Annotated in this window: 18 protein-coding genes; 14 read left to right on the plus strand and 4 right to left on the minus strand. The window is 49.2% G+C overall.

Translation table 11 applies throughout. The features are described 5' to 3' along the window. The first annotated feature begins 146 nt into the window (after positions 1–146). From EBA_RS03980 to EBA_RS04045, 14 genes are all read left to right on the plus strand, one after another. Positions 147–2915, plus strand: a complete 2769-nt coding sequence (locus EBA_RS03980; protein ID WP_192373454.1) for an Hsp70 family protein — start codon at positions 147–149, stop codon at positions 2913–2915. 130 nt (positions 2916–3045) lie between these two features. Then, positions 3046–4146: a radical SAM protein gene (locus tag EBA_RS03985; protein ID WP_192373455.1), complete on the plus strand. Its 1101-nt coding sequence runs from the start codon at positions 3046–3048 to the stop codon at positions 4144–4146. A gap of 9 nt (positions 4147–4155) precedes the next feature. After that, on the plus strand, positions 4156–5142 hold the full coding sequence (locus EBA_RS03990; protein WP_192373456.1) for an SDR family oxidoreductase: 987 nt from the start codon (positions 4156–4158) through the stop codon (positions 5140–5142). 10 nt (positions 5143–5152) lie between these two features. Further along, positions 5153–5716: an SIS domain-containing protein gene (locus tag EBA_RS03995; protein WP_192373457.1), complete on the plus strand. Its 564-nt coding sequence runs from the start codon at positions 5153–5155 to the stop codon at positions 5714–5716. A 4-nt stretch (positions 5717–5720) separates the two neighbouring features. Further along, positions 5721–7241: a PfkB family carbohydrate kinase gene (locus EBA_RS04000; RefSeq protein WP_192373458.1), complete on the plus strand. Its 1521-nt coding sequence runs from the start codon at positions 5721–5723 to the stop codon at positions 7239–7241. 5 nt (positions 7242–7246) lie between these two features. After that, positions 7247–8266 (plus strand): thiamine pyrophosphate-dependent dehydrogenase E1 component subunit alpha, encoded by a 1020-nt coding sequence (locus EBA_RS04005; RefSeq protein ID WP_225615895.1) that lies wholly within the window; start codon positions 7247–7249, stop codon positions 8264–8266. Further along, the gene (locus EBA_RS04010) at positions 8259–9332 is read left to right on the plus strand and encodes an alpha-ketoacid dehydrogenase subunit beta (protein ID WP_192373460.1); all 1074 of its coding nucleotides are present in this window, start codon (positions 8259–8261) and stop codon (positions 9330–9332) included. Before EBA_RS04005 ends, EBA_RS04010 begins: the two co-directional genes overlap by 8 nt. 23 nt (positions 9333–9355) lie before the next feature. Beyond that, positions 9356–10747, plus strand: a complete 1392-nt coding sequence (locus EBA_RS04015) for a radical SAM protein (RefSeq protein ID WP_192373461.1) — start codon at positions 9356–9358, stop codon at positions 10745–10747. Continuing rightward, the gene (locus EBA_RS04020; RefSeq protein ID WP_229427823.1) at positions 10705–14583 is read left to right on the plus strand and encodes a glycosyltransferase family protein; all 3879 of its coding nucleotides are present in this window, start codon (positions 10705–10707) and stop codon (positions 14581–14583) included. Before EBA_RS04015 ends, EBA_RS04020 begins: the two co-directional genes overlap by 43 nt. Before the next feature lie 15 nt (positions 14584–14598). After that, positions 14599–15699, plus strand: a complete 1101-nt coding sequence (locus EBA_RS04025; RefSeq protein WP_192373462.1) for a radical SAM protein — start codon at positions 14599–14601, stop codon at positions 15697–15699. Positions 15700–15761: 62 nt separating this feature from the next. After that, on the plus strand, positions 15762–16925 hold the full coding sequence (locus EBA_RS04030; RefSeq protein ID WP_192373463.1) for a CgeB family protein: 1164 nt from the start codon (positions 15762–15764) through the stop codon (positions 16923–16925). 135 nt (positions 16926–17060) lie between these two features. After that, positions 17061–18227: a hypothetical protein gene (locus tag EBA_RS04035; RefSeq protein ID WP_192373464.1), complete on the plus strand. Its 1167-nt coding sequence runs from the start codon at positions 17061–17063 to the stop codon at positions 18225–18227. Positions 18228–18266: 39 nt separating this feature from the next. Continuing rightward, complete coding sequence (locus tag EBA_RS04040) at positions 18267–19388, plus strand: DegT/DnrJ/EryC1/StrS family aminotransferase (protein WP_192373465.1); 1122 nt, start codon at positions 18267–18269, stop codon at positions 19386–19388. Next, positions 19378–20295, plus strand: coding sequence for an NAD-dependent epimerase/dehydratase family protein (locus EBA_RS04045; RefSeq protein WP_192373466.1), 918 nt, complete (start codon positions 19378–19380; stop codon positions 20293–20295). The genes EBA_RS04040 and EBA_RS04045 overlap by 11 nt, the downstream gene beginning before the upstream one ends. A gap of 59 nt (positions 20296–20354) precedes the next feature. On the opposite strand, the gene EBA_RS04050 is transcribed toward EBA_RS04045, so the two are convergent. Genes EBA_RS04050 through EBA_RS04065 form a run of 4 tightly spaced genes read right to left on the minus strand, consistent with a single transcriptional unit; the run spans position 20355 to position 25411 of the window. Further along, on the minus strand, positions 20355–21488 hold the full coding sequence (locus EBA_RS04050) for an SPASM domain-containing protein (RefSeq protein WP_192373467.1): 1134 nt from the start codon (positions 21486–21488) through the stop codon (positions 20355–20357). Between the two features lie 8 nt (positions 21489–21496). Next, the gene (locus EBA_RS04055) at positions 21497–23185 is read right to left on the minus strand and encodes a carbamoyltransferase C-terminal domain-containing protein (protein WP_192373468.1); all 1689 of its coding nucleotides are present in this window, start codon (positions 23183–23185) and stop codon (positions 21497–21499) included. Continuing rightward, positions 23182–24270, minus strand: a complete 1089-nt coding sequence (locus tag EBA_RS04060; protein WP_192373469.1) for a class I SAM-dependent methyltransferase — start codon at positions 24268–24270, stop codon at positions 23182–23184. Before EBA_RS04060 ends, EBA_RS04055 begins: the two co-directional genes overlap by 4 nt. Further along, positions 24260–25411 (minus strand): glycosyltransferase family protein, encoded by a 1152-nt coding sequence (locus tag EBA_RS04065; protein ID WP_192373470.1) that lies wholly within the window; start codon positions 25409–25411, stop codon positions 24260–24262. Before EBA_RS04065 ends, EBA_RS04060 begins: the two co-directional genes overlap by 11 nt. Between the last annotated feature and the right edge of the window lie 14 nt (positions 25412–25425).

Here is a 25425-nt window from a genome sequence, read left to right on the forward strand (position 1 = left end):
TCAATCGGTGACAATGGTTTGAATAAAACACTATTACGAAAAACGAGAGTGTCCGAACAAAAAGCCGATTAAAATAACCACTTCGCAAGTTTGTCTCGGTATGTGGACAGACAGCACAACATAATTAGAATAAAAATAAAGTACCTTTGAAAAACAACGCTGCTACTTATTTGGTCGGAATCGATCTGGGCACCACTCATACTGTTGTCGCTTATTCCGATGCCAACGACCCGGCGAAAGCTATCCACCTGTTCGATATTCCGCAACTGGTCGCGCCAGGGGAAGTGAGTGCCAAGCCACTATTACCTTCGGTGCGTTACCACCCCGCTCCGGGAGAAATGTCTGCTGAGGCTGGATTTTTGAGCCAGGAAAATGGCGCTGTGCTTGGTGAAGCGGCGCGCCTGCTCGGTGCCAAGTCCCAAGGTCGATTGGTGACCAGCGCTAAAAGCTGGCTGTCGCACACCGCTGTCGATCATAGTGCGGCTATTTTGCCGTGGGGCAGTGACGACTCGGTATTTAAAGTCTCTCCGCTTGAAGCCAGTGCTAGTTATTTGCGACATGTCTGTGCGGTTTGGGAGCAACGCTTCCCCGCTGCACCGCTTGCTCTCCAGGAGGTTGTTGTGACGGTGCCGGCCTCCTTCGACGAGTCGGCGCGCTCCTTGACGCTTGAAGCGGCAAAGATGGCCGGCTTGACTGGTGTCAGGTTACTGGAAGAACCGCAAGCGGTCTGTTACGACTGGCTACGTCGACACGCCGGTAGCATCAAAGCCAGTTTGGCAAACAGCCGGCTGTTATTGGTTTGCGATGTCGGCGGTGGTACCACCGATTTGACGCTGATTAAGATTGAGCAGGGCCTTGAGGAACCGCAACTGACGCGAATAGGCGTCGGCGACCACCTGATGTTGGGTGGCGATAATATTGATTTGGCTCTGGAGCACTTGGCGGAAAGCCGTTTGCGAATTGGCGATAAAAAACTCTCAACCGCCGATTTATCGCAATTGCTGGAGCAATGTCGCACTGCCAAAGAGCGATTATTGGCTGACAACGCGCCCGAACACGTAGCCGTCACCTTATTGGGCGGTGGCTCCAGCTTGATTGGCGGCAGTAAGAGCACCGCCCTGAGCAGTGCAGAGGTTAAGCAAATTGCATTGGATGGCTTTTTGCCGCTATCCGATCTGCAAGATTTGCCGGATAGGAAGCGTAGCGGCGTGGTGGAATTTGGTTTGCCCTATGCGGCGGAGCCGGCTATCAGCAAGCATATCGCCGCCTTTTTGCAATTGCATGCGCAAGCGGCGCAAGCCGCGTTGGGCGACGCGGGTGCAGAGCAGCACATAGTCCCCGACGCATTGTTGCTCAATGGCGGTGTATTTCGCAGTCGGGCCATGGTAAAGCGCTTAATCGATCTGTTGGCCGGTTGGCGCGGTGGGCAGCCGCCGTTGCTGCTGGACAATAGCCATCCAGAATTGGCGGTGGCTTACGGCGCAGTCAGTTATGCTGTTGCTCGCCGCGACAAAAAGTTGAAAATCGGCGGTGGTGCGGCCCGTAGTTATTTTCTGCTGATTGATGCCGTGGCCAAAAGTGGCGACGATAAGTCAGGAGGGCATGGCGTTTGTATCCTGCCGAAAGGTAGTGAGGAAGGTCATGAAATTTTGTTGAGCGATCGGCAATTCGCTCTTAGGGTCGGGCAACCGGTACGTTTTCATTTGTTGTCCAGTAGCGGTGACAGCGCTTACCAACCCGGCGACATAGTCGAACTCGATGACGAACGTTTTCACAGCTTGCCGCCGCTGGCTGTGGCATTCGAAGGCCAGCAAAAAACCGAAGTAGTAGTGCAATTACTGGCAACTTATACGGAAGTCGGTACCTTGCAAATCCAGTGTGTGGCGGTGGATGATGCTAGCCAGCGATGGGACGTAGAGTTTCAGATTCGTAAAAAAGCCCAAATTATCGTTAACGCCGAACTGCCTGGTCAGTTACCGCAAGCGCTGGAAAAAATCCAAACCGTATTCGGCGCCAAATCCAAACAAGTCGATCCGCAGGCGGTAAAAACCTTGCGTGCCGAGCTGGAAAAAGTTCTCGCGGCGCCGCGTGGCGACTGGCAAACTCCGGTGCTGCGCGAGTTGTTTTCCGCGTTATTGGAGGGCAGTAAGTATCGGCGGCGGAGCGAACAGCACGAACGCCTCTGGTTAAGCTTGGTCGGGTTTTGTTTGCGGCCCGGCTTTGGTTATCCCCTCGACGATTGGCGGGTAGATCAGCTCTGGAAGCTATACGCGGAGGGGTTGCAATTCGTTAACGAAAAGCAGAACTGGGCCGAGTGGTGGACTTTATGGCGGCGCGTTGCCGGTGGTCTGGGTGCGGATGCCCAGCAACGTATCTTCAATGACATCGCCAAATTCATCAACCCAGCATCGGCGCGCCAAGCCGGTGTTGCCAAGCAGCTCGCGACACGAGGTTACGAAGATATGGTGCGGCTGGCGGCGGCACTGGAGCGGTTAACGATTGCCGATAAAATCCAATTGGGCGAATGGCTGCTAAAGCGTCTGGAAAAAGCCGGCGAACCCGAGCAAAGTTGGTGGGCGGTCGGACGTATCGGCGGGCGAATTCTGTTTCACGGCAATAATCATCAGGTAATACCGCCAGCCACGGCCGAGATCTGGTTACAACAGCTACTGAAAGCTGACTGGAAAAAGCAAATCCAGGCGGGCTTTGCCGCCACCTTGTTGGCTAGGCGTTGTGACGACCGGGCCAGGGATGTCGATGATCATCTAAGAGTGACGGTGATCGACAAACTTAAGCTGGCTAAATCCCCAGCTTCGTGGATAGACATGGTCGCCGAATTCAAACCACTGGATGAACAGCAGGAAAAACAAGTCTTCGGTGAAGCGTTGCCGCCGGGCTTGAAACTAATCGTTTAATGCTAAGCTTTGTGATGCCGATATAACAATCAATAGTGGCACATTACCTCAGCCGGATGTTGGCATAGAAATCGCTTTACCCGACTTTGTAGTGGTTTTTAACTCTAAAAGCATATTAAACGACAAAAACATGGCAGACGAATACGGTATAGACAGCCATAAACTGGTATATCACCCGCAGCGGGTGGCGCAGTGGTTGGATGGTAAGCATGATTGGCAGCAAGCGAAAGCCGTGTATCCCATCTACATGGAAGTGTCGCCGGTGGGTGCCTGCAATCATCGCTGCACGTTTTGCGCGGTGGATTACATCGGTTATAAGGCGCAGCGGTTAGACGTCAAAATTTTGGCGGAACGTTTGACCGAGATGGGCAAGCTCGGCGTGAGAAGCATCATGTACGCCGGTGAAGGCGAGCCGATGCTGCATAAGGAAATTAACGAAATTGTGAAATGGACGTTTGACGCCGGTATCGATGTGTCTTTCACCACCAACGGCACCTTGATGAATCAGCGCTTTGTGGAGCAATCCTTAGCCTTGGTATCCTGGATCAAGGTATCGCTGAATGCCGGTAGTGCTGAAAATTACGCGGCCATTCATCAAACCAAAGCCTCTGACTTCGATTTAGTACTGAACAATCTGCGTCGTGCGGTCGAATATAAAAAATCCCATCAATTGTCCTGCGTTTTGGGCGCACAAATTTTATTGTTGCCGGAAAATCAGCATGAAGTGACTACCCTGGCAAAAATCTGCCGCGATGTGGGTTTGGATTATCTGGTCGTGAAGCCATATTCCCAGCATTTATTCAGCGAAACGCGCCGCTACGAAAGCCTGCGTTACGACAATCTGCTGGGCATGGCCGAGGAATTGGCTAAGTTCAATGGCGACGGTTTTAACGTGGTATTTCGCGAACAGACCATGAAGAACTACAGCCAATCGGAAACCGAGCGTTACAAAACCTGCCACGCCACTCCTTATTTTTGGGGCTATATCATGGCTGACGGCGAAGTCTACGGCTGCAGTGCCTATCTCACCGATCAACGTTTTGCCTACGGCAACATCCATCAGCAGTCTTTCCAAGCGATCTGGGAAGGCGAAAAGCGCCGGCAGAACTGGCAGTACATCACCCAAGAACTGGATATTAGCCAATGCCGGAAAAATTGCCGGATGGAATCGGTGAATCAATATTTGGACAAACTCACGGCCAACCAGCCGGCCCATATCAACTTTATCTAGGACGAACGCATGAAAGTATTGGTTACCGGCGGTGCGGGATTCATCGGCAGTCATTTGAGTCGCGAGTTATGGCAACAAGGCCATCAGGTCAGCGTGATCGACAGTCTGGTTGGCGGCCGTAAAGAAACCATCGCTGATTTGCTCGGCCAGGAGCGTTTTGAGTTTCATCAAGCCGATATTCGCGACGCCGGAACCATCGCACCTTTGTTCGCAGGGATCGACTGGGTATTCCACTTAGCCGGTCTAGCCGACATCGTGCCGTCCATCGAGCAGCCACGCGCGTATTACGAGACCAATGTCAGCGGTACGTTTAACGTATTGGAAGCCGCGCGCGCCGCCGGTATCAAGCGATTTGTCTATGCGGCTTCGTCGTCCTGTTATGGCATCCCAGATCAATTTCCGACGCCTGAAGCCGCCGAGATTCAGCCACAGTATCCTTACGCGTTGACCAAATACTTGGGTGAGGAGCTGGTGATGCACTGGGCGCAACTCTACGACTTGCCGGCGGTTTCTCTGCGCTTATTTAACGTCTACGGCCCGCATGCCCGGACTACCGGCGCTTATGGCGCGGTGTTCGGGGTGTTTCTGGCGCAAAAGATTAACGGCAAACCGTTTACGGTGGTCGGCGACGGCACGCAGACTCGCGACTTTACCTATGTGACGGATGTTGCCAACGCCTTTATTGCAGCCGCCGAATCGGCGCTTTGCGGAGAGATCATGAATGTCGGTAGCGGCGGCACCTACAGCGTCAACCAACTGGTGGGATTGTTGGGCGGCCCTATCGAATACATCCCCAAGCGTCCCGGCGAGCCCGATTGCACCTTTGCCGATACCGGCAGAATCCAGGCGAAACTCGGTTGGCAGCCGCAGGTGAGTTTCGAGCAAGGTGTGGCCAATATGTTGGCACACATCGATTACTGGCGAAACGCGCCGTTGTGGACTTCGGCTTCGATAGCCGACGCTACTGCTGATTGGTTTAAATACCTAGATAAATAAGGAGAGGCTGATGGCTATCGGACAAGCGGCAGCAGATTTTGCGACATTATTGAGCCACAGCATATTCTCTGATGCGCAAGGTCAGGCCTTGGACGGCGAAACGGTAATCCAAGAATTGCTGACCGAGTTTGCCAGAGTGCGCGACCAGCAGGCCAAAATCATGGTGTTGGGTAACGGCGGTAGTGCGGCGATTGCTAGTCATGTGATTACCGATTTGCGTAATGTCGGCGGTTTGTGCGCCTTAACTTTGCACGAAGCTGCACCCTTGACGTGCTTTACCAACGATTTCGGTTACGAGCAGGCCTTTGCCAAACAAATTTCGGCGTTTGCCAATCCTGATGATTTGTTAATTGCGATCAGCAGTTCCGGGCAATCCTTGAATATCGTTAACGCGGTACAGGCCGCCAATGCCAAAGGTCTGCCGATCATGACGCTAAGTGGCTTTAAGGCCGACAACCCGCTACGTAAGTTGGGGCGCTGGAATTGCTGGTTGGATAGCAGTCATTACGGCATGGTCGAGTTGGGGCATCTGTTCGTGCTGCACCATATTACCGATCATCTGCTCAGGAAATAAACGTATGTCCACGGAAAAAATCGTTTCCATCGAACAACTGGCGCAACGCGCCGTAGAGCTGAAAGCCCAAGGTAAAACCGTAGCCTTATGCCACGGCACCTTCGATTTGCTGCATATCGGCCATATTCGCCATCTGCAAAGCGGCGCTCGGCAGGCCGATGCCTTGTTGGTGAGCGTCACCGCCGACGAGTACGTCAATAAAGGTCCGGGCCGGCCGGTGTTTAATCAATACTTGCGTGCCGAAAATATTGCGGCGTTGGCTTGCGTCGATAGTGTGGCTATCAATCATGCGATTACCGCCGTGGAAGTGTTGGATCAGGTCAAGCCCGATTTATATGTGAAGGGTAGTGATTACAAAAGCACCAGCGACGATCTGACCGGCAATATTCAGCACGAAAAAGACGCAGTCGAACGACACGGCGGCAAGATTTACTTTACCGATGAACTGACCTCCAGTTCGACGCGCTTACTGAACGAATATTTTGAGGTGTTTTCCCCGGAAATTTCTGCGTATCTGGATCAGTTCAAAGACAGTGTCGGTGCCAACGAGATTATCGACAAACTCAAGGGCTTGAGCGGCTTGAATGTGTTGGTGGTGGGCGAAGCGATAGTCGACGAATATCATTACACCTCGCCCTTGGGCCAGACCGGCAAAGGTAATGTGTTTTCAGTCAAATACAACGATTACGAACGCTTTGCCGGCGGTGCCATTGCGGTGGCCAATCATGTGGCGGAATTTGCTCACAATGTCACCTTGCTGTCCGGCTTGGGGGCGACTAAAAGCCACGAAGATTTCATTCGCACCAACCTTAATCCGGCCATCGATCCGGTGTTTTTCTTTAGTCAGGATCGGCCGACGATTGTCAAGCGACGTTATGTCGATGCCGACATCGCCAAGTTATTTGAAGTGTATTTTTATAACGATGCGCCCCTGCCTGAGGAAACCAATCGCAAGATCGTGGTTTGGCTGGACAAGCATTTGCGTGATTACGATGTGGTAATCGTGCCGGATTTTGGTAACGGTTTTATCTCCAATCAAATGGTCGCGGCCTTATCCAAAGGCGCTAAATATTTGGCGGTGAATGCGCAGGTCAATAGCGGCAATCGCGGTTACCACTTGATCACGCGTTATCCGAACGCGGATTTTTTGTCGTTGAACGAACCGGAATTACGACTGGCGAGCCACGATAGAGGCGGTGCCATCGAGGAATTGGCTGGACAGTTGGCCGACAAGTTAAGCGCCAAGCATGTCGCCATTACCCGCGGTACTAAAGGTGCATTGATGCTGGATCAAGCTAAAACCGCATACAAGATTCCCGCCTTGTCCTCCAAAGTGGTGGACCGAATTGGTGCCGGAGATGCCTTTTTGTCTGTAGCCGGCTTGTGTCTGGGTGCCGGTTTGTCACCGGAGCAAGCCTTGTTTGCCGGTAGTGCCGCTGCCGCCTTGGATGTGCAGATTGTCTGTAATCGTGAGCCGGTGCGGGCAGTGGCCTTGTTCAAATACATTACCACCTTGTTGAAATGAGCCGTATGAGTCCAGCATCTGCCGATTTGAAGCACCTGTATTTCCAAATGCTACGTATCCGCCGTGCTGAAGAGGCGATTGCCCGGCGCTATGCCGAGCAACAAATGCGTTGTCCGACCCATCTTTGTATTGGCGAAGAAGCGATTGCAGTCGGGGTTTGCGCGCATTTGACCGTTCAAGACAAGGTGTTCAGCAATCATCGCGGCCACGGCCACTATTTGGCTAAAGGCGGCGATCTGCTACGCTTATTGGCGGAGTTGTACGGTTTTGCCGAAGGCTGTTGCGGCGGCCGGGGTGGGTCAATGCATCTAACTGACTTGGAAGCCGGGTTTGTTGCGTCCACGCCTATCGTCGGCGGCACCGTGCCATTAGCCGCAGGTTATGCCTGGGCCGAGCAGATGAAAAAATCCGGCGCCGCACAGGGATGTGCCAGTGTCGCGGGAGGCAGGATGCCGGAAGCGACCAACGTCGTGGTGATTTTCTTTGGCGATGGTTGCTTTGAAGAAGGTGTGATGCACGAAACTCTCAATTTCGCAGTGCTAAAGCAGCTACCGTTGTTGTTTGTCTGTGAGAACAATCAATACTCGGTGATGACGTCCTTAGCGGAGCGTCAACCCAAGCGCGATATTTATAAAATTGCCGCTGCTCACGGTTTAACGGCCGTTAGTGGCGACGGCAATCGGGTCGATGAGGTATATGAACTGGCGCAAGTAGCTGTTGCCAATGCCCGCAACGGCTTAGGTCCACAGTTTTTGGAATTGCATACCCACCGCTGGCCGGAACACTGCGGACCCAACGAAGACGATGACTTGGGCTATCGCAGCCCCGGCGAATTGGCGGCGTGGAAATTGCGTTGTCCGCTATTGCATACCCAGCAGAGCTTACTGGCGCAGCAAGTCTGCAATGACGAGGAACTGGCGGCTATGGAAGCCGCGCTCAGGTTAGAAATAGAGCAGGCATTTGCTTGGGCTTTGCAAGGTACGCGTCCCACCATAGAAAGCATGAGGCAGCATCTGTATGCATGATGTAAAAGTGATGACCTACGGTGCGGCGATTCGGGAAGCGTTGGACGATGCGTTGGCCAAATTTCCGGAAATGTTATTGATCGGCGAAGGTGTGCCAGACCCGAAAACCATATTCGGCACCACCCAGGGTTTACGTGAAAAATACGGCGCGGAGCGAGTGCTGGACATGCCATTGGCGGAAAACGGCATGACCGGCATTTGCATCGGCGCGGCGCTGGCCGGCATGCGGCCGGTGCTGGTACATCAGCGTATCGATTTTGCCTTGCTGTCGGTCGATCAATTGGTCAATAACGCGGCGAAATGGCATTACATGTTTGCTGGTCAGCAACAGGTTCCGCTGGTGATTCGGGTGATCATCGGTCGCGGTTGGGGGCAAGGGCCACAACATTCGCAAAGCCTGCAAGCTATGTTCGCGCAAGTGCCGGGTTTGAAAGTGGTGATGCCGACCACCGCCGGCGATGCCTATCATTTTATGCTGGCGGCGATTGCCGACAATAATCCTGTGCTGTTCATCGAGCACCGCTGGTTGCACCATATTCAAGGTGAGGTGGATAAAGAGCGCCCTGCTGCAGCGCTGACCGGCGCGGCCGTGTTACGGCAAGGTGCCGATATTACCTTGGCCGGCTTCTCGCACATGAGTATCGAAGCCTTGAAAGCCGCCACGGTACTGGCGAAATATGGTGTCGATGCCGAAGTCTTGGATATGCGCTGTGTGAATGGCTTGGATGTGGACAGCGTTGCCGTGTCGTTGGCTAAAACCGGCGGCAAACTGTTAATAGCGGATTGTGCGCCGGAAATGGCATCTATCGGCCATCAACTGCTGTCCAAGCTGGTGCTGGCGCATGGAGGTAGATTGAAGCACGTGCCGCGTTTGATCGCTTATCCCAACCATCCGGTGCCAACCTCGCATTTTGCCGCCAACCACTATTATCCGGGAGCCGAGCAAATCGCCTGTGCCGTATTGGACATGTTGGCTAAATCGGAGTTTATAGAGTCGGTAATCAGTGATATGCAGTCCGATTTGCCGAAAGATCAGCCCGACCGCAGTTTTGTCGGCCCGTTTTAACGAATAAAATAGAGCATCAGACCATGTCCAAAATTGAACAAACCAATCGCTTCGGCAACAGCGCAGTGACTGATATACCCGACAATGTGCCGATGTTCAGTCAGCCCGGCCATAAATTGCGCACCTCCAATAATATTGTCGATCGTAGCGCCTTGTCGAACGACTATCAGGTTATCGACACCAGTCAGTTGGACAAATTGCCGGGTCAAAAGTTGAAAACCATTGCTCATGATGACCAAGAAGGCATCATCCGCCTGGAAGCAGGCAACGAGCACGAGCAACATGTGCCCAACCAGTTTACCGGCCCGAGTTTTCGCACTCAGAAAGAACGCTTTCGTTTTGACGGCCACAAAATGATGCACCATTTGGATAGAGTGCAGGCCTGGCAAAACGGTCAGCGCTTTGCGCCGGTGCATATCGATATGGGCCTGACCAAGTTTTGCAATACTGCCTGTTTGTATTGTTATGCGGTGGTGCAGAACATGACCAAGGGCACCATGATCGGCCGGGAAGCTTTGCTGAATTTTGTGCGTGACTGCGGTAAATTGGGGGTGCGCTCGTTAGGTTTTATCGGTGACGGCGAACCGACCTTGAACCCGACACTCTACGATGCCACCGTGTTGGCCGGCGAATTGGGTATAGATACTGCGATGGCCACTAACGGCCTTTTGCTGGATATGGATCGCGCGCATGACTTGCTGAAAAACATGAGCTACATCCGCTTCAATCTATCCGCCGGCACGCCGGAAGGTTTTCGCCGGGTGCATCAGTCCAAGGAAGCCAATTTTCATCTATTGATCGAGAAAATTCGCGAGCTGGTGAAAATTAAAAAAGAAAACAACTACAAATGCACGCTGGGTTTGCAGATGGTGTTGATACCGGAATGCTTTGACGAAGTGCTGGCCGAAGCCAAACTGGGCGCCGAACTGGGTGTGGATTATTTCGTGATCAAACATTGCTCGGATTCCGAGTACAAGGAAATTGGTATCGATTACGATGCCTATCTGAAAATAGGCGACGTTCTGAAGCAGGCCGAGGCGCTGAGCAATGAAAACTATGTGGTCCAGGCCAAGTGGAACAAGATCAATGCTGCCGGCGAAACCAATCTGTATAAGGACGGCTACCGCAAATACGACCAATGTTTCGGCACGCCGTTTTTATTGCAGATTTCCGGCAACGGCAAAATCTATCCCTGCGGGCCGTTCTTCAATAAAGAGCGCTTTTACATAGGCGATTTGCATACCGACTCTTTTTACGATTTGGTAGCCACCAGCGAACGCTATTGGCAGGTACATAAAGACGTGGCCGAGTCGGTGGATGTGCATAAAGACTGCGCCATCGGCTGCCGGCAGGATTACGTGAACAAATTTCTGTGGGATTTGAAAAATCCGCCGGAACACATCAATTTTATTTGATCGATCCTGACGCGTTGGTGACTTTGGTGCTGGCAGATATTTTTTTTCTGGATATCCAGGATGCTTACGCCGAGGCGGCTAAACAACAATGGCTGCGCGATGCCAATGGCGTTGAACGGCTGCAATATTGCTATTACGACGGCCTGCTGACCGACATTGCGCTGCCGAACTTTATTCAAGTACCCGCGGACAAGTTTGTCGAATTTTTCTCCCACAACCATCTCCCGATTCCGCGTTTGATTGGGATTTCTCAAGATGACGAGGTGCGTCTCAATGACATGCCTGCCGATGTCATTGACGAGGTATTGGCGTATCGCCACCAGTATCGTGTCCCTGAATATGTGCATTTCGATACTTACTTTGTTGATCCGCTGCTGGCGTTGAATGTGGCAAAACAAGGCAATCGAATCAATTGCGGTCATCCCACCATCGATGGTTTACAGATTTGTTATTACCGCGGCGAATTGCCGGAACACAGTCTCGAGAATCTGGTTCATCTGGAGTTGCCCGATTACGAAGAGTTTTTCATTCGTTCGTTGTTGCGCATGCCAGAAAACATCGAGATTCCGGAGGATTTGGACGCAGAGGTTAAAGCGGCAGTCAGACAGGATATTGCCGCCGCCACTGAATCGATTAAACGCCGGCGCTTGTGGCTGGTGCAGCGCTTGTTGCATAAAGCCAAACTGCAAAAGCCCAGGCTATACCAAAATCAAGCACCGAGAATTTTTATCCCGACCAGCCGCTTGACTACGGTCATGCAATATAGCTCCCAAGGCATCGCCAAGGCCTTTGCCGCGCTGGGGTGGGAGGTCATGTTCTACCTGCAGTCGAATGATATGGAATGCGGAAATATGGTCTCTATGTTGGAAAAATATATTAATTTCGATCCCCAGGCTTGTTTTTATGTCAACAGTTTGCAGAACAGCTTCATGCATGACGACATCGTCAACGTGATTTGGTGGCAGGATTTGATGCCGCAGCTGAAGGCCGGGCAAACCTTAAATTGGCGGACTAGGGATTTCAATTTTTCGATTTCACCGCTATTTGACCGTTACCTGGCGCAGGTAAATGCCACTAGGGTCGAGCGCCTGCATTTTGTGATTGATGACGAAGTGTTCAACCTCACCAATGTCGGTATTCGGACTGACAAAATCGTCTTCATCGGCAGTTCTTACCTGCCAGTCGTGAATCGGGAGAATCAACAGCATCAGCAAGCAGTGAGCGAATTGGCGGCGTTGATGGCAAGTGGTGACTGTTTCGATGAGGCAACAGTCAACCATGTTGCCGAAGCGGCTGGGCTAAGTTACGAATTTGTATTTTGGAAACTGTTGCATTATGTGATTCGTGATCATGCGGTGCAATGGCTCTGCGACACGCCCGATTTGCCGGTTGAAGTGTATGGGCGGTATTGGGATCAGGATAGCGCGGTAGCGCCGTATTACCTTGGCGAGCTCACCCATGGGCAGGCCGTTGCCGATGTCTATCGCGGTGCTCGGTATGCATTGGTCTGCCATCCCTTTGAAATCAATTCCCAGCGTTTGGCGGAAGTGGCGGCCTGCGGATGCATTCCCGTGGTGTACGATTGTCGAGACGTTGCTGAACCGCCGCATTGGGACGAGTATTGTTTATTCTTTAAAACGGTGCAGGAGCTACGACATATCCTGGCGCACAGACTGCAACCGGCCAAGGCACCGGAAGGCTTGGCAGATCGATTCACCTATCGCGCGGCGGCGCAGCGCGTGATTACTTTGACGGACTTAAGTACGTTGAGTATCGACCCCGACGCACACATATCCGCGTCTATCCCCGTATTGCAAGAACTATGCGGCGCTAAACTGCGTTTAATGACCGGCGACCTCGCATTGCGCCAGCGTTGTGCAGCCAATATCCAAACCAATTTGGCATGTTTGGCGCGCTATCGGCCTGAGTTGAAAGACGGCCTGCTGGCTGCGTGGAAACAGCAACAGCTTACTGTGATCCTTGATCGGATGATAGGCGAGGAATGTTGGCAGGTCGCTGTGGAGCTTGACGGCGCCGAAATTTATAGGCTTGATAATGTCGCCCTGCTTGAGCATAAACGCCTGATCGAGAACAATGCCACCCAGATGACGCGTGAAAATACCTGCTGCTACGCCTTAGTGGGATTGGGCTCCGGCTATGAGTTATTCGCAGTTTTTAATGCTACTACGCTGCCGATCACCGAAATGGCAGAATTTGAAGTGCCCATTTATCTGATCGAGTCAATGCCGGAAGTTTGGTTGTTGAATTTGCTACTCCACGATTTAAGTGGATTGATAGGCGCGCGCCGTCTACAGATTTTCCACGGCGGCGATAGTGAACGCGAGTTGGCCCGCGAGTTTGCTAGGTTCGAAGCTGCCCTGCCGGATGTGTTGTTTGAGCTGAATCCGCAACCCTCCGTGAACGCTGCCAGTCTGTACCAATTGACTTTAGATGCCAAGGAAAGCCGCTCGCAAAGGCATCTCGCAAATTTAAAGGCGGTGGCGGACTACTATGAAGGGATTACACCGGAGCAGTGGCGGCATAAGTTTAGTCAGGAGTGTGTAGAACCGTTGCGCGTCATGGGCTTTATCTCGCGATTTTCCAGTTTTCTGAAATATTGTATGCGGGATTGGCTGGATGGTTTTGAGCGACTGGGCGCGTCGATTAATCTATTAAGTGAATCAGAAAATTATTATTTAACCAACGTAGAGCATCTGATAGCAGAAATTAACCAATTTAGACCGGATATTATTTTGACAATAGATCATTTTCGTCACGAATATGAATGCATGCCAAAAGAAGTGCCGTTCGTAAATTGGATACAAGATATGCTCCCGAATATTACGGGCAATCAGACAGTTTTAACCTCGCGAGATTTTACCTTTGTTTTTTCAAAACATTGGATGGCAATGAATGAAAATGAGCTATATCAGGATGTCCCATTCGAACATTTGCCCGTGGGTTTTAACGATAAATATTATTATCCACTGTCTCGAAACGATTATGACTATGACTTCTTGGTGATTAGTCACCTCATTGAGCCTGGAAAAACTTTTCAACCCTTCAGATTATCCGAAGAATTTGGCTGGCAATACGATGATAATGAGCGGCTACTGTTGCAGAATGGATATCTAACGGCACAGCAAATATATGAAATTTATAAAATATTGGTGAACTATATTGATTCTTTGGCAGTTAACCAATTTCATGAGTTTTGTATTGATAACCAGGGCGGAAATTTTTATTTGATGTGGCAGTTATTGAAAGATCATGGATTAGATATCGATAAAATGTTGATTAACAAATTAATGGCCGGAGCATCCACTCGTTTTCATGCCGATTATCTGATGGGTATGAAGACTCGGCCAATTCAGGCGTTAGTTCAGTCCGATTTGGAATTACGACTGGCAATTTATGGCAGGAACTGGGAGAAATATCCAACGTTTTCCAGCTACGCCAAGGGTGTCGCTGACAACGGCGAGCGGATTAACCAGCTGATGAGTCGCTCAAAAATTTGTTTTAACGGTAGCCCGGGCACTACGCTACATATGAGGGCATTAGAAATTATGGCCTCGGGAGCCTTCATGCTATCTAAACGCATATATAACGATGCGGCGCCATTATCGGAATATTACTCGGAAGATGAGGTGGTTTATTATGAAGATGAAACAGATCTTGTCGAAAAAGTTAGATTTTACCTCAATCATGAGCACATTCGGGTAAGCAAGGCTGAAAAGGCCTATCTTAAAACGCTTGAGTTATTTTCTTATGAGGCTATTGCTGGTCGCGTCTTAAACTCATTGGTGTCTAGACTCGATGGATGCCTACAAAAATAGAATACGGATGCTTGTATGTTAATGAATGGCGAGTGGCTTGGTAATCTGGTTGAAAGTAAACCATTGCCCAATTTACATTTGGAAGTTTCTCTGGGATGCAATATCAGTTGTGCAATGTGTACTTTTCATGATGGATTAAAAAAATTCCAAATAATGCCGTTAGAAAAGCTGAAAAAAATTAAATCGGGTTTCGAGAACTTTAGTCAGGTCCATATTGGTGATGGTAGTGAACCTTTTATAAATCCGGATATATTGAATATAGTCAAGTATCTATATGGATTGGGAACAAATGTTTCTGTACAGACCAATGCCAAACGCATACGCAGCTACGCTGATGCTGAGGCTATCGTCAAATCAGGTTTGATGTTGCTGTCTATTTCCGTGGACGGCGCTACCGATGAGACTGTTAAAAAAATACGGGGAGGTTTAGGTTTCTCGGAGATAGCCCAAGCTATTGAGTTAATTAACGAAGCAAAGTATCGGCTGGGTTCCGTAAGACCTTATTTAGCCTGCAATGCCGTGGCAATGCGTTGCAATCTCACCGAATTGCCGATACTTACCCGTTATTTATTGGAGCATAATTTTAGTTCTTTCCGGATTGGTTTTTTGGAGTTGCGCCAACCGAATAAGCAATTGGCCGGAGAATTGTTGATATACGATATGCCACTTGCAGAAGCAATGCTAGAACAGGTTAAAAATTTAATTGTTAGCCACCCAAGCCCTATGCATTTTGATGGCGATATTTTTAAATCCGGGGTTGGATTTGCACGTCGAGAGAATTGTACCGGATATAAAGATAGGTTATATGCGAATTATTCAGGAGATATTTGGACCTGTTATGGCAAACAGCGGCTAGGGAATATATTTGACGATGGTTTGGATGCCGTTCTGAATTCGACCGAATATGCAGATTATGTGCAAGTAGTTACCCAACCAGGCAATACTACCTGTGCACAGTGTTCGTTTTGTAAAATTATGTCTCTTGATAAAATTACTGATCATTTTGGTAGACGGGCAATTGAATATTATGGAATGCCGCTGATCGAAGATTCCTTAGAATATGCAAAATCCGGATCTGACATTCGAAAATTTTGGCAGAACCAAGCTTTGAACTGAAGTAAAAGGTGGTGTTGTTATTCTAGGGTTTTGGCCTTTATGGAAGTTTCGCTGCATAGTTAATGATTAAGCATATCTCGATATTTATGCCAAGTGAAAGTGCATTTCACAGGAGGCTGTTTCAATGTTTGTCAAGAGCCTTTAAAAAGCAAGGCTTGTTGGTTAGCGGTGGTTGCCGGTTATTGACGGAGCCGGAAATAGTTGGCTGGATAAAAGAAAACAAGCCGTGTGCTATTTTCGAGATGAATCGGGTTAAGGATGAAATACCGGTGTTATATCAGTTTGATGTTTTGCACGTTTCCTGGGTAGTGGATATGTTGGGGAGGGGCGAAAATCAAATCAAAGGCAGTGATATTACTTATACCTTTGATCCGGGATGGGTTGATACGTTTAATACGGGGAGCTTGTTAAAGTGGTTGCCGCCCGGAACTTGTCGCGATACTTTTTTTCCTTGCCGACATAATTACGCTATTCCGTTCGAGTTCAGTTTTATCGGACATATTCCCAAACCCTGGTCACCTGAGGAGTTATCCAGACCTCTAGGGGATCAGGATAATTCGGTCAGTTTCGAAGTTGTCTTGCGCCGTTATGCTGAATACATGCGGGTAAATACCTATCAGGAGCAAACCCATGATTCCTGTGCGGAAGTGATCAACGGCATTGTTAAGCAGCTATTGGGAACTACCTGTCGCTTAAGTCAGGAAGTCTATTATGATCTTCTAGTTAGAATTAAGCGCATGAATAACAGAACTGGCTTGATCAATTATGCATTGCGCCATACGCAGTCCCTAGTAATATATGGTAGCGAAAACTGGAGGCTTTGGCCGGAATATCGGCGGTATTATAAGCATTATGTGGAGGATCCTAGCGAAATAAATCGGATTCATCAGGCCGCCAAAATTAATTTGCACGATGGTGTAGGATTTCATTTTCGCGCCATTGATTGTATGGCATCAGGTGGATTGTTAATGTGGTATATAGAGGGGGATTACGATGACTATCAGCCCGGTGAAATAGTTTATACTCGCGGACTTTCAGATTTTTTTCAGGCACAAACGCACTATTACGAATTTAAGTGGCTGAATTTCGAAGAGGTTTATCAGATGGCAAGAGCGGTTAATTACCAGGGCAGTAAGGCGCAGAAAGAAGTCTTGGAAATTATTTCAGCACACCATACATGGGACAGCCGAGTTAAGCAGATTATAGCCGATGTTGCCATGTTATAATTTGTACGGAATCGTCCCAATATTAACCTGTTTATCGCTTCATGACTTTTGATGGCGCATATAAGTTATTTCACGGAATAAATGGCTTTTGGGTTGATGTCGACGAATTTAAACTAAATAAAAATCATACTATTAATGGCCGTTATAGAGCGAAATTTGGATGCGTTTCTGGGTTTGTTCGCCGAGATTGCTAACAGGGATTTGTTTTCAAAGTCTGAGTTTGACTTGCCCGAAGCGGCCGAAATCAATCGAATTTCCGAGCAGTTTTCCGGGAAAATTGTGGTTTTTTTCGGAGTCAGTTTCGAACATGTTCGGCATGCCAAATTGTTATCCGAGTACACCGATTTGTATCCGGTATTGGTACATTCGATCAATGATGCCATCGCTCGGCATTACGCCAAAGCGTTTCCTACGGCAATTTCGGTCAGCGACAGCGGACGGTCGTTGTTCGAGGCGGTTTTAGCGTTAAAACCGATTGCGGTAACCACCACGTTTCCTTCGCAGCCGCTTTTTTATCGTCTTGCATTGCCCTTGCTGAGCGCCATAAAGCAAATTCGCTCCGTACCTTTTGCCTACGAAGTTGATCCGCCCGATCCCATTATTAATTCGGAATGGTTTCGCCTCCATCGTTTTGCGTTGGCTAACAGTAGTGCCTCTTACTCATGGCATCGGCCTGAATCCCGTTTTTGCAATATGACCTGGATCGAGCCGACTTGTATTTTCAATACGTTCAGTGGCTTGCGCAGAAAGCCATACTCATTGGTCTATGCCGGCTCAATGACGCCTGGGACGCCCGAGTTTGCGGTACTTGATCTGGCCAGAAAGGCCGCCGAGCGAGGGATGACCGTCGTGTTATACGATGCAAAGTCTGCGGTAAGTCGATCTTTGCAGTATGAGAATGGTGACATTGAAGTTCGGGCCAGACAGCCGGAGTTTGATCTCTTGGAGACTTTGGCGGAGTTCGAGTTTGGTCTGTTGGCACCCTATTTGGCAAACGAAGCTCTGCCTGCGGCCGGATCCGAATTGGATTGGCTGGATAAAAATGGGTTGCCTGGCAAACTTTCTCTTTATTTGGAGGCAGGCATCATTCCGTTGGTCAACCGGCGATCAGCTTATGTAGCCGAGTTTTTGGAGTATTACGGCATAGGTTTGGTCATGGAAGACGACGATTTTTTAAATCTTGCCGATTATCTTGCCCGCGTCGATAGCGAGGCAATACGCCGTAGAATCGACGCTTTTCGGACAGATGTTGCTCGTCAGGCGAATACCGCATCGCTAATTGCGGCGGCCTTTCTGGGGTGATGTTCACAGTGATTATCAGGAGTGTTTTGGAGTGGGTAATTGGATACTAGCAACGCATTTTTAGTACCTTATGTTGGATTAAAAGCGGAGTTTGAGCAGCGTAAAAACGAATTAACAAGGGCTTTTGAGGCCATAGGAAGTAGCGCAGGCTACGTTTTACGTGACGAGGTTTCTCAGTTTGAAACTTCTATAGCCGATATGCTGGGTGTTGGTTATGCCATAGGGGTCAATAGCGGAACCGATGCTTTGTTTTTGGCATTAAAAGCGTTGAATATCGGGCCTGGCGACGAGGTTATAACCGTTGCGCACACCTTTGTGGCGACCCTGGCAGCCGTCGTCCATTGTGGGGCGAAGCCCATACTGATCGATATCGCTGATGATTTCAACATGGCTGCCGATAAACTGGAACAAGTGCTTTCCGGTGCGACTAAAGTGATTATCCCCGTGCACATGAATGGTAGGTGCTGCAATATGTCGGCGATATTGGCCGTCGCTGAGAAATACGGTTTACATGTCATTGAAGACGCTGCTCAGTCATTGGGGGCACATATTGACGGGCGCCATGCAGGCAGTTTCGGCGTAGCGAATGCTTTTAGTTTGCATCCAATGAAAAATCTGCATTGTTATGGCGATGGGGGAGTAATCACGACTAACAGTGCCTCATTAGCTGAGCAATTAAAGGTTTTGCGGAATCACGGTCAAAATGCAACTAAAGCGCTAATATCTTTTGGTTTTAACTCGAGGTTGGACAATTTGCAGGCCGCCTTGTTAAATGTCAATTTCAAATACTTTGCCGATGATGTAAAGCGTCGCCGAGAATTAGCGGGTCGTTATCACCAAGGTTTGGGTAGTGTTAGTGGAATTAAATTACCGCAGCCACCTGAGGACTCCGGTTATTTTGATACCTTTAGTAGCTTTCCTATCCTATCTGAGGATCGGGATTTATTATTGAAATATCTGCAGGCAAAAGGCGTTGAATGTTTTATACATTGGGAAACCCCGTTACACCATAATCAATATCTAAATTTAGGAAATATAGAGTTGCCCATGACTGAGCGTGTGTCGAGAGAGGTTTTGTCTTTACCAATTCACCCCTTTCTTGATAACGACCAGTGCGATTACGTAATAACAGCCGTTCGGGAGTTTTTTGATGGCTACTAAATATTTCATTACCGGTATATCGGGGTTTGTCGGTAGCGAGTTGGCAGTGGCTTTGGCCTCGTTAGGTTATAAAGTGTCCGGGGTAGATAGAGCTATTCCGGATGAGGATACGATTGGCGACTTCCTGAATCTCGGTATTGAATATACTCATCTGGATTTATTGGAAAGGCAGGCGCTAGCGCCGCTCTTAAAGGATATCGATGTGGTTATCCACGCGGCGGGTGTTTCAAGGGTGAGCGAAGCTAGGGCTAAGCCCATGGAGTGCGTGAGTTCGACAGTGTTGGCGACCACCAATTTAGTTGAGTTGGTTGCTGCTCAATCTGAGTTAGGCAAAAATAAGCCGTTATTTATATATCTGAGTACTCGGGAAGTATCTTTTTACGACAGACTGGATGATGTCGACGTGAATGTCGATCATATTTACGCGATTTCGAAGCGTGCTGCAGAACAATTGATTCTGGCTTTTTCAAATAGCTTTAATATTTCTTCGGCAATTTGCCGTTTATCGGATGTCTATGGTGGCAAGAGAGATCACGTCAATAAATTATTGCCGACTTTCGTTAAAAGAGCTAGACAAAATGAACTAGTCAGGGTGTTTGATAACGAAACGCGGTTTCACTTTACGCATATTCGAGACGTTATCGACTCGATTTTAGAAATTGCTGAAATATTACAGAAACCGGGGAATTCGCAAAAATGTTTCGAAATATGGTCCGAAGAATCTTATACCGCTGAAGAGTTAGCTTCTTTAGTCGTATCGACGTTTAAGTCCGATTCGAAAATAGATTTTGCGTTACCGGCAGCGGGCGGCGAAAGGACTAAAGCCATAGGCTTCTCGTATAGCGAATGGCAATTTACTCCCAGGATCAGACTTTGCGAAGAGTTATATCGTTTATCCGATAGTTAGATAAACAAAGTCGAACGCCAAGCTATTTAGAGTAGATAGCTTGGCAATTTAGGGCAATTTTAATTGCAGCTTTGCATTTGGTTGGCTGCCAGATAGTCTTGACGTTGTTTAATACGGTATATCATGCCGTCAAAGCCGCTGACGGCGATACTTTTTGTTTTGCTGTACTCTTGCAATTCAGCGAATCGATGAATCAATAGTTCAGGGGTATAAAGCGAGTAGCGGAAAATATTTTCGTCCGGAAATTCACCTTGCAGTGCGGCGAAATTTAAATCGATATTGAGGTGGGCCGCTAAATCGATCGCTTCACGCATTTCATCGAGCGTACTGTTCATCACGACATAGTTCCAGCATACCAGGATTCGATTGCTAGGAGACTTGGCTTGGATTTCCGCTAAATTAAATAAGCATTCGATGACCCGTTCATAACTCAGTCCAACCCGAATTTTCTCGTAAGTCTGTTTTGTGACGCCGTCGATCGAAACTAAAAAATACACCGGATTTTCAACATTCGTCAGAGCGATTAGGCGTTCCTTAGTCAGTAAACTCCCGTTGGTAATCACATACTTGATCAAATCTGGGTTACAGTATGAGTCGAAGTTTTCCAGATAATTGAAGAAACGTTTACTACTGAACACTTCGCCCCCCTGCCATCTGAACACTTTAGCGGTGTCCTTTAGCGTTTCGATTTTCTCCAATATTGGGTCGGCATGTTCCATGGTGCTGAGATGTTCCTGATTACACATGAAACAGTCGGAATTGCAGCGCAGTATTGGTTGAGTATCCACATAAATCGGTAAGCCTGAAACGCGCAAACGTTTGAGTTGATAGTCGTCAACGACCGTTGCGACGTTTTTGGCCAGGGCGGTGCCGGGTTCGGGAACATCGAAATCCAAATTAATCTGCTCTTTAGGCGGCGGTGGCATTTGACCTTCGGTTTTTGCCCCACGCAGGAAGGGGCACTCCGGAGCGCAGCCAGCCGCCATGTATTTATTTTCCCCAATTAGTTTTCGTACTGACTGAGCCGCGTCAGAATTCCACATTTCTTCGATAGGCTGTTCATGGATATTGCCGAAGCGAGTTCGATTTTGAGTGCAGCACGTGACGTCGCCAGCTGTATTAATCCAGACGTCCGCCCACGGATGGACGCAATGGCGATCAAGCAAGTCAGAGAATTTTTGCGGCTGAGTCATCAGTAAACCTATGGTGATCGAGTTAAAAATAAATTGGGTGGCGTGAATACGAGATCGACAGCGTCATGCTCTAGTGCTCGGATAACATCGTCCACACTGTTGACGATGGGTTCTTCGTGGATATTGAATGAAGTATTGAGTAAGCATAGTCCGCCAGTCTTGCGCTGCCAAGCCACTAGTAACGCGTAAAAAAACGGGTTAGTGTCGGGTGTGACGATTTGCGGCCTTACAGTATTGTCCACGTGGATTGCTGCCGGTGAATTTTCAGCGAACTCCGCCTTTACCGGAAAACTAAGCGTCATAAAATTAGCCGATAAACAGGACGGGTGGTAGTTTTCCAGGCAACGTTCAGCAAAATCGACAGCGATGCTGGGCGCGAACGGCATAAAATCATCCCGCTGTAATTTGTGATTGATGCGTTCCGTCATGGTTTTATCGAATGCCGAGGCGATAATGCTTCTGTGGCCCAAAGCGCGCGGACCAAATTCGCTGCGTCCCTCAATCAATCCCACGACTGCTTGTCGTTCCAGTAATCCGATCAGGCGGTCTATAGGTTTGATGTCCGTCGTTGCCTTGATGCCGCGCCGATAAAGATCCGCGTCATAGTGCGCCAAGTTGCAGTCTGGCCCTAAAAATACCTGCTGTATTTCCGGGATACTCTGTCCGTTCTCCAAGAGATAGTGGTAAACACTTCCGGCACAGATGCCGCTATCGCTCATGGCTGGATAGATGAAGACTTCGTCAACGCAGTCAAGTTGGCGGATTTTCTGATTCAATTTGACGTTGGCGAATACGCCGCCGGCCAAACAGATTTGACGTATACCGGTGGATTTTGCATGGGTCTCGACCAAGCGGCAGACGATATGCTCCAGTTGCTGTTGTGCCGCGGCAGCCAGATCCTCACGACTGAAGCGTGCGGCGTGTTCGGTCAACGCCGCCGAGTAATTGCTGAAAAACGGGGTGTAGAGTTCGCCGAATGCCGGGCAAATGTCTCCTTGTTCCAGACGAATGATTTGTTCAATAAAGTCTTGTGCAACTTTTGGGTTGCCCAGAGCGGCAAGCCCCGTCACTTTACCTTCGTGGCGGTTGGCCGTAAAACCGCATAGATGGGTGATCCTGCCATAAAAGTAGCCGAGGCTACGCCAACTGGGACTAGCATAAAATTCTTGGATGCCGTTATGGCGATTGGCGCGGCTAATCGTCAGTGATTTGAAGTCGCCGCGGCCATCGGCAGTAACCACAAGGGCGTCAGCAAACGGAGAGGGGGCAAAAGCCGCTGCTTGGTGTGATTGATGATGGCTACAGTTGTAAATCGGTGTATCTGGAAACAGGTCACGAATCTCGGTGAAAAATGCCTGGCGTTTGGTTTTATCGATTTGCCGCTCGGTGTTGATGCGTTGTTCGATGATGGCGCGGCTGGTCTCGTCCCCAAGTGTTTCCGCCGATAATAAGTTGTCGATGTAGGTTTGCTCGGCCTGAGCATCAGCAAATGTCAGGCTAAAGCCGTAACAGATCAAGTCAATGTCGGTATGCGATAAGTCACTCTCCTGAAGTATCCAGGTAATTGATAGGGCGGGAAAGTGATCGTCAAATTTCTTACGAGTCAAGCGTTCTTCACTCACCGCTAGCACCATGCGGCCGTTTTGAAACAGGCAAGCACCGCTTTCGCTGCCGGAAGTAATACCCAGTATGTTCATCGGTTTAGCCAGTCTCGGAAGTGGGTGATGGACGCATGTAGTTGCGCGATACGCCAATCCTCCAGGTTAAGGTTGCTGGTGGCGGTGGCGATTTCGCCGCGAAATGCATCGGTACTATTGTGATTTCTAACCAAAAAATACAAGGCTACGAGTACAGTCGCAGCATCGCGCTTGGCGTAGTTACTGAGACTGTCCATAAGACTGGCCAATTTGTCTGCCAAATCTGCGATTTTGGATACGCTAGTAACAGCCGCTTCTGCATGGGCGTGGCCTGTTTCGATCATCCTGTTGCCAAGTCTGCTGGTCGCAGGATTCTCGATATGCCACTTCACCCGAAAGTTTTCGTCCTGTTCCGAAAAATCGAAGTCGAACTCAGGCCCGAAACACTGGCATTTTATCGCTAGGTTTTGGGCATCGGCGTTAAACTGCTGCGGGCGGAATGCCAGCCATTCCGGGGTAAGGAGATCATCGATCAAGTCTCCAACAAACTGATTATCGCGTTCGAAAGGGTGCAAGAGCCCGTATGCACTCAGCAAATCTTCAGGCGCTAAACGGCCGACACTGGCCGTTCTTAAAATTGCCACCAGCCAGCGGCTCCAGGTTCCGGCTCGATAAACTCGAAATAAAATGTCGCTGTTTTTTGCCATCTTGGGGAGAAGGTGGCGCAGAAACCCTTCGCGGTCCGTCAGGTGGTGGTACACCCCTGCCACGAAGGCCAAATCAATGTTTTGTGCGGAACCGAGCGAACGGCTGATGTCGGTGTGTTCACTGATAACATTCCTTATGCCGTGCCTGGCTAAGTAACTATTTAAAAATTCGACATGTTTGGCATTGATGTCCAGGTGGTAAATCTGCCGGCAGCCCTGCTCTTGGAATACGATGGCCTGCCAGCCCGAACCGATATCAAGGACGGTTTTGTCGCGGAGTTGTTCGATAGACATGCCGAATTTTGCAAGTTCGGAGTGAATCCTGCTTCGATACTTTTGCAAAGTCAGCTGCGGATCAGCGTGTATATGACTGTGCACATGTTCGGCGTAAAACTCGGCCATGCCCCATTGCCCGGTTAGTTCGGAATTAGAGTACACGGTAATAATCCTTAATGATCTTACGGGCTCGGTGCGTCCAAGTGTGATGTGCCTGGATTTGTTTGGCAGCATTATTGACGATTCTTTGCCGCGCTGGGGCGTCATGCAGGTATTTGTTAGCGTGCTCGGTAAAATCGTGTTCCAAAAACGGTACGTAGTGTTCGAAGGGTTCAAAGATTTCCAGGATGCCGCCTTCGGCTTTATCGTCAGGCGTTCGTTTAACGAACATCAAACCACCGGCCGACATCGCATCAAATACCCGAAAATGCGGGCCAACACCCTCGTGCAGATTCAATTTGGTGGACTGATAAATCTGCTTTAGTTCATGACTATGATCAACAAAGTGATGGTAGTGCGGGCGGTATTGCGGCCAGTCTGCCCAGTTTTCCGAGCCGTAGATTCGTACTGACGACGAGTTTTCCATGACCAGGGACATCAGTTGGTGCCGATTTCGCAATCTAATCATTCGACAGCCCAGATCATAACGTAGCCGCTGATCGGCGATCTCCCCCGTGTAGCCATAGCGTTCTTCCATCAGTTGGTAGGCGGAATTAAGATAGGTTACGTTTTCGAAGTTTTCGAAACTGATGGTTTGCCAATGCGCGATTAACTCGTCGTGCAATTTACCAAAGTTGATGCGCTCTTGCTGATGTATGCAAATTTCTCGAGACAGCTCTTCCTCGGTCCAGGGTTTGGGAATGTGGCCAACGAACGAAAAATCCGAGAGCGGTTGAGTGGGCTGAAAGTGATAACTCATTTCGCAGGTGCCCGGCGGTAACCAGTCGACCAGCCCTCCCGACGCAGTGAAAGCGCGCTTCCAATTTCCACCGAAGAAATAGGTTATGTCACTGCCATGGTAGTAATCGACTGTGTGGCCCAAAGTGTCGACAATCCAAGCAATATGCTTGATAGGTGTCGGTAGATTGGGCAGCGCACTGCGAGCTCGATTCATCTCGAAGATCAGGTCGGGTTTGAACTGATGACAAAATTCCAGTAAGCAAGATTCTTCGTAATGGCTGACAGAGGCAAAGACCTCAACACCGAGCCGCTCTAAACCTCTTTTTAAACCGAATAGTAAAGATATGTAGAATGAATTGGCGCGGGGCATGAATATCGCCGCGCGTAAGGGTCGCGAAGTCATAACTGTGGTGTATC

It is taken from the genome of Methylomonas albis, from assembly GCF_014850955.1.
Taxonomy (GTDB): Bacteria; Pseudomonadota; Gammaproteobacteria; order Methylococcales; family Methylomonadaceae; genus Methylomonas; species Methylomonas albis.

What these genes read in the sequence shown, in the direction of transcription:
- EBA_RS04010 (WP_192373460.1), top strand. Translation starts at nt 8,259, where the DNA reads ATGCATGATGTAAAAGTGATGACCTACGGTGCGGCGATTCGGGAAGCG.
- EBA_RS04030 (WP_192373463.1), top strand. Translation starts at nt 15,762, where the DNA reads ATGATTAAGCATATCTCGATATTTATGCCAAGTGAAAGTGCATTTCAC.
- EBA_RS04000 (WP_192373458.1), top strand. Translation starts at nt 5,721, where the DNA reads ATGTCCACGGAAAAAATCGTTTCCATCGAACAACTGGCGCAACGCGCC.
- EBA_RS04025 (WP_192373462.1), top strand. Translation starts at nt 14,599, where the DNA reads ATGTTAATGAATGGCGAGTGGCTTGGTAATCTGGTTGAAAGTAAACCA.
- EBA_RS04055 (WP_192373468.1), bottom strand. Translation starts at nt 23,185, where the DNA reads ATGAACATACTGGGTATTACTTCCGGCAGCGAAAGCGGTGCTTGCCTG.
- EBA_RS04050 (WP_192373467.1), bottom strand. Translation starts at nt 21,488, where the DNA reads ATGACTCAGCCGCAAAAATTCTCTGACTTGCTTGATCGCCATTGCGTC.
- EBA_RS04005 (WP_225615895.1), top strand. Translation starts at nt 7,247, where the DNA reads ATGAGTCCAGCATCTGCCGATTTGAAGCACCTGTATTTCCAAATGCTA.
- EBA_RS04035 (WP_192373464.1), top strand. Translation starts at nt 17,061, where the DNA reads ATGGCCGTTATAGAGCGAAATTTGGATGCGTTTCTGGGTTTGTTCGCC.
- EBA_RS03995 (WP_192373457.1), top strand. Translation starts at nt 5,153, where the DNA reads ATGGCTATCGGACAAGCGGCAGCAGATTTTGCGACATTATTGAGCCAC.
- EBA_RS04015 (WP_192373461.1), top strand. Translation starts at nt 9,356, where the DNA reads ATGTCCAAAATTGAACAAACCAATCGCTTCGGCAACAGCGCAGTGACT.
- EBA_RS04045 (WP_192373466.1), top strand. Translation starts at nt 19,378, where the DNA reads ATGGCTACTAAATATTTCATTACCGGTATATCGGGGTTTGTCGGTAGC.
- EBA_RS04065 (WP_192373470.1), bottom strand. Translation starts at nt 25,411, where the DNA reads ATGACTTCGCGACCCTTACGCGCGGCGATATTCATGCCCCGCGCCAAT.
- EBA_RS03985 (WP_192373455.1), top strand. Translation starts at nt 3,046, where the DNA reads ATGGCAGACGAATACGGTATAGACAGCCATAAACTGGTATATCACCCG.
- EBA_RS03990 (WP_192373456.1), top strand. Translation starts at nt 4,156, where the DNA reads ATGAAAGTATTGGTTACCGGCGGTGCGGGATTCATCGGCAGTCATTTG.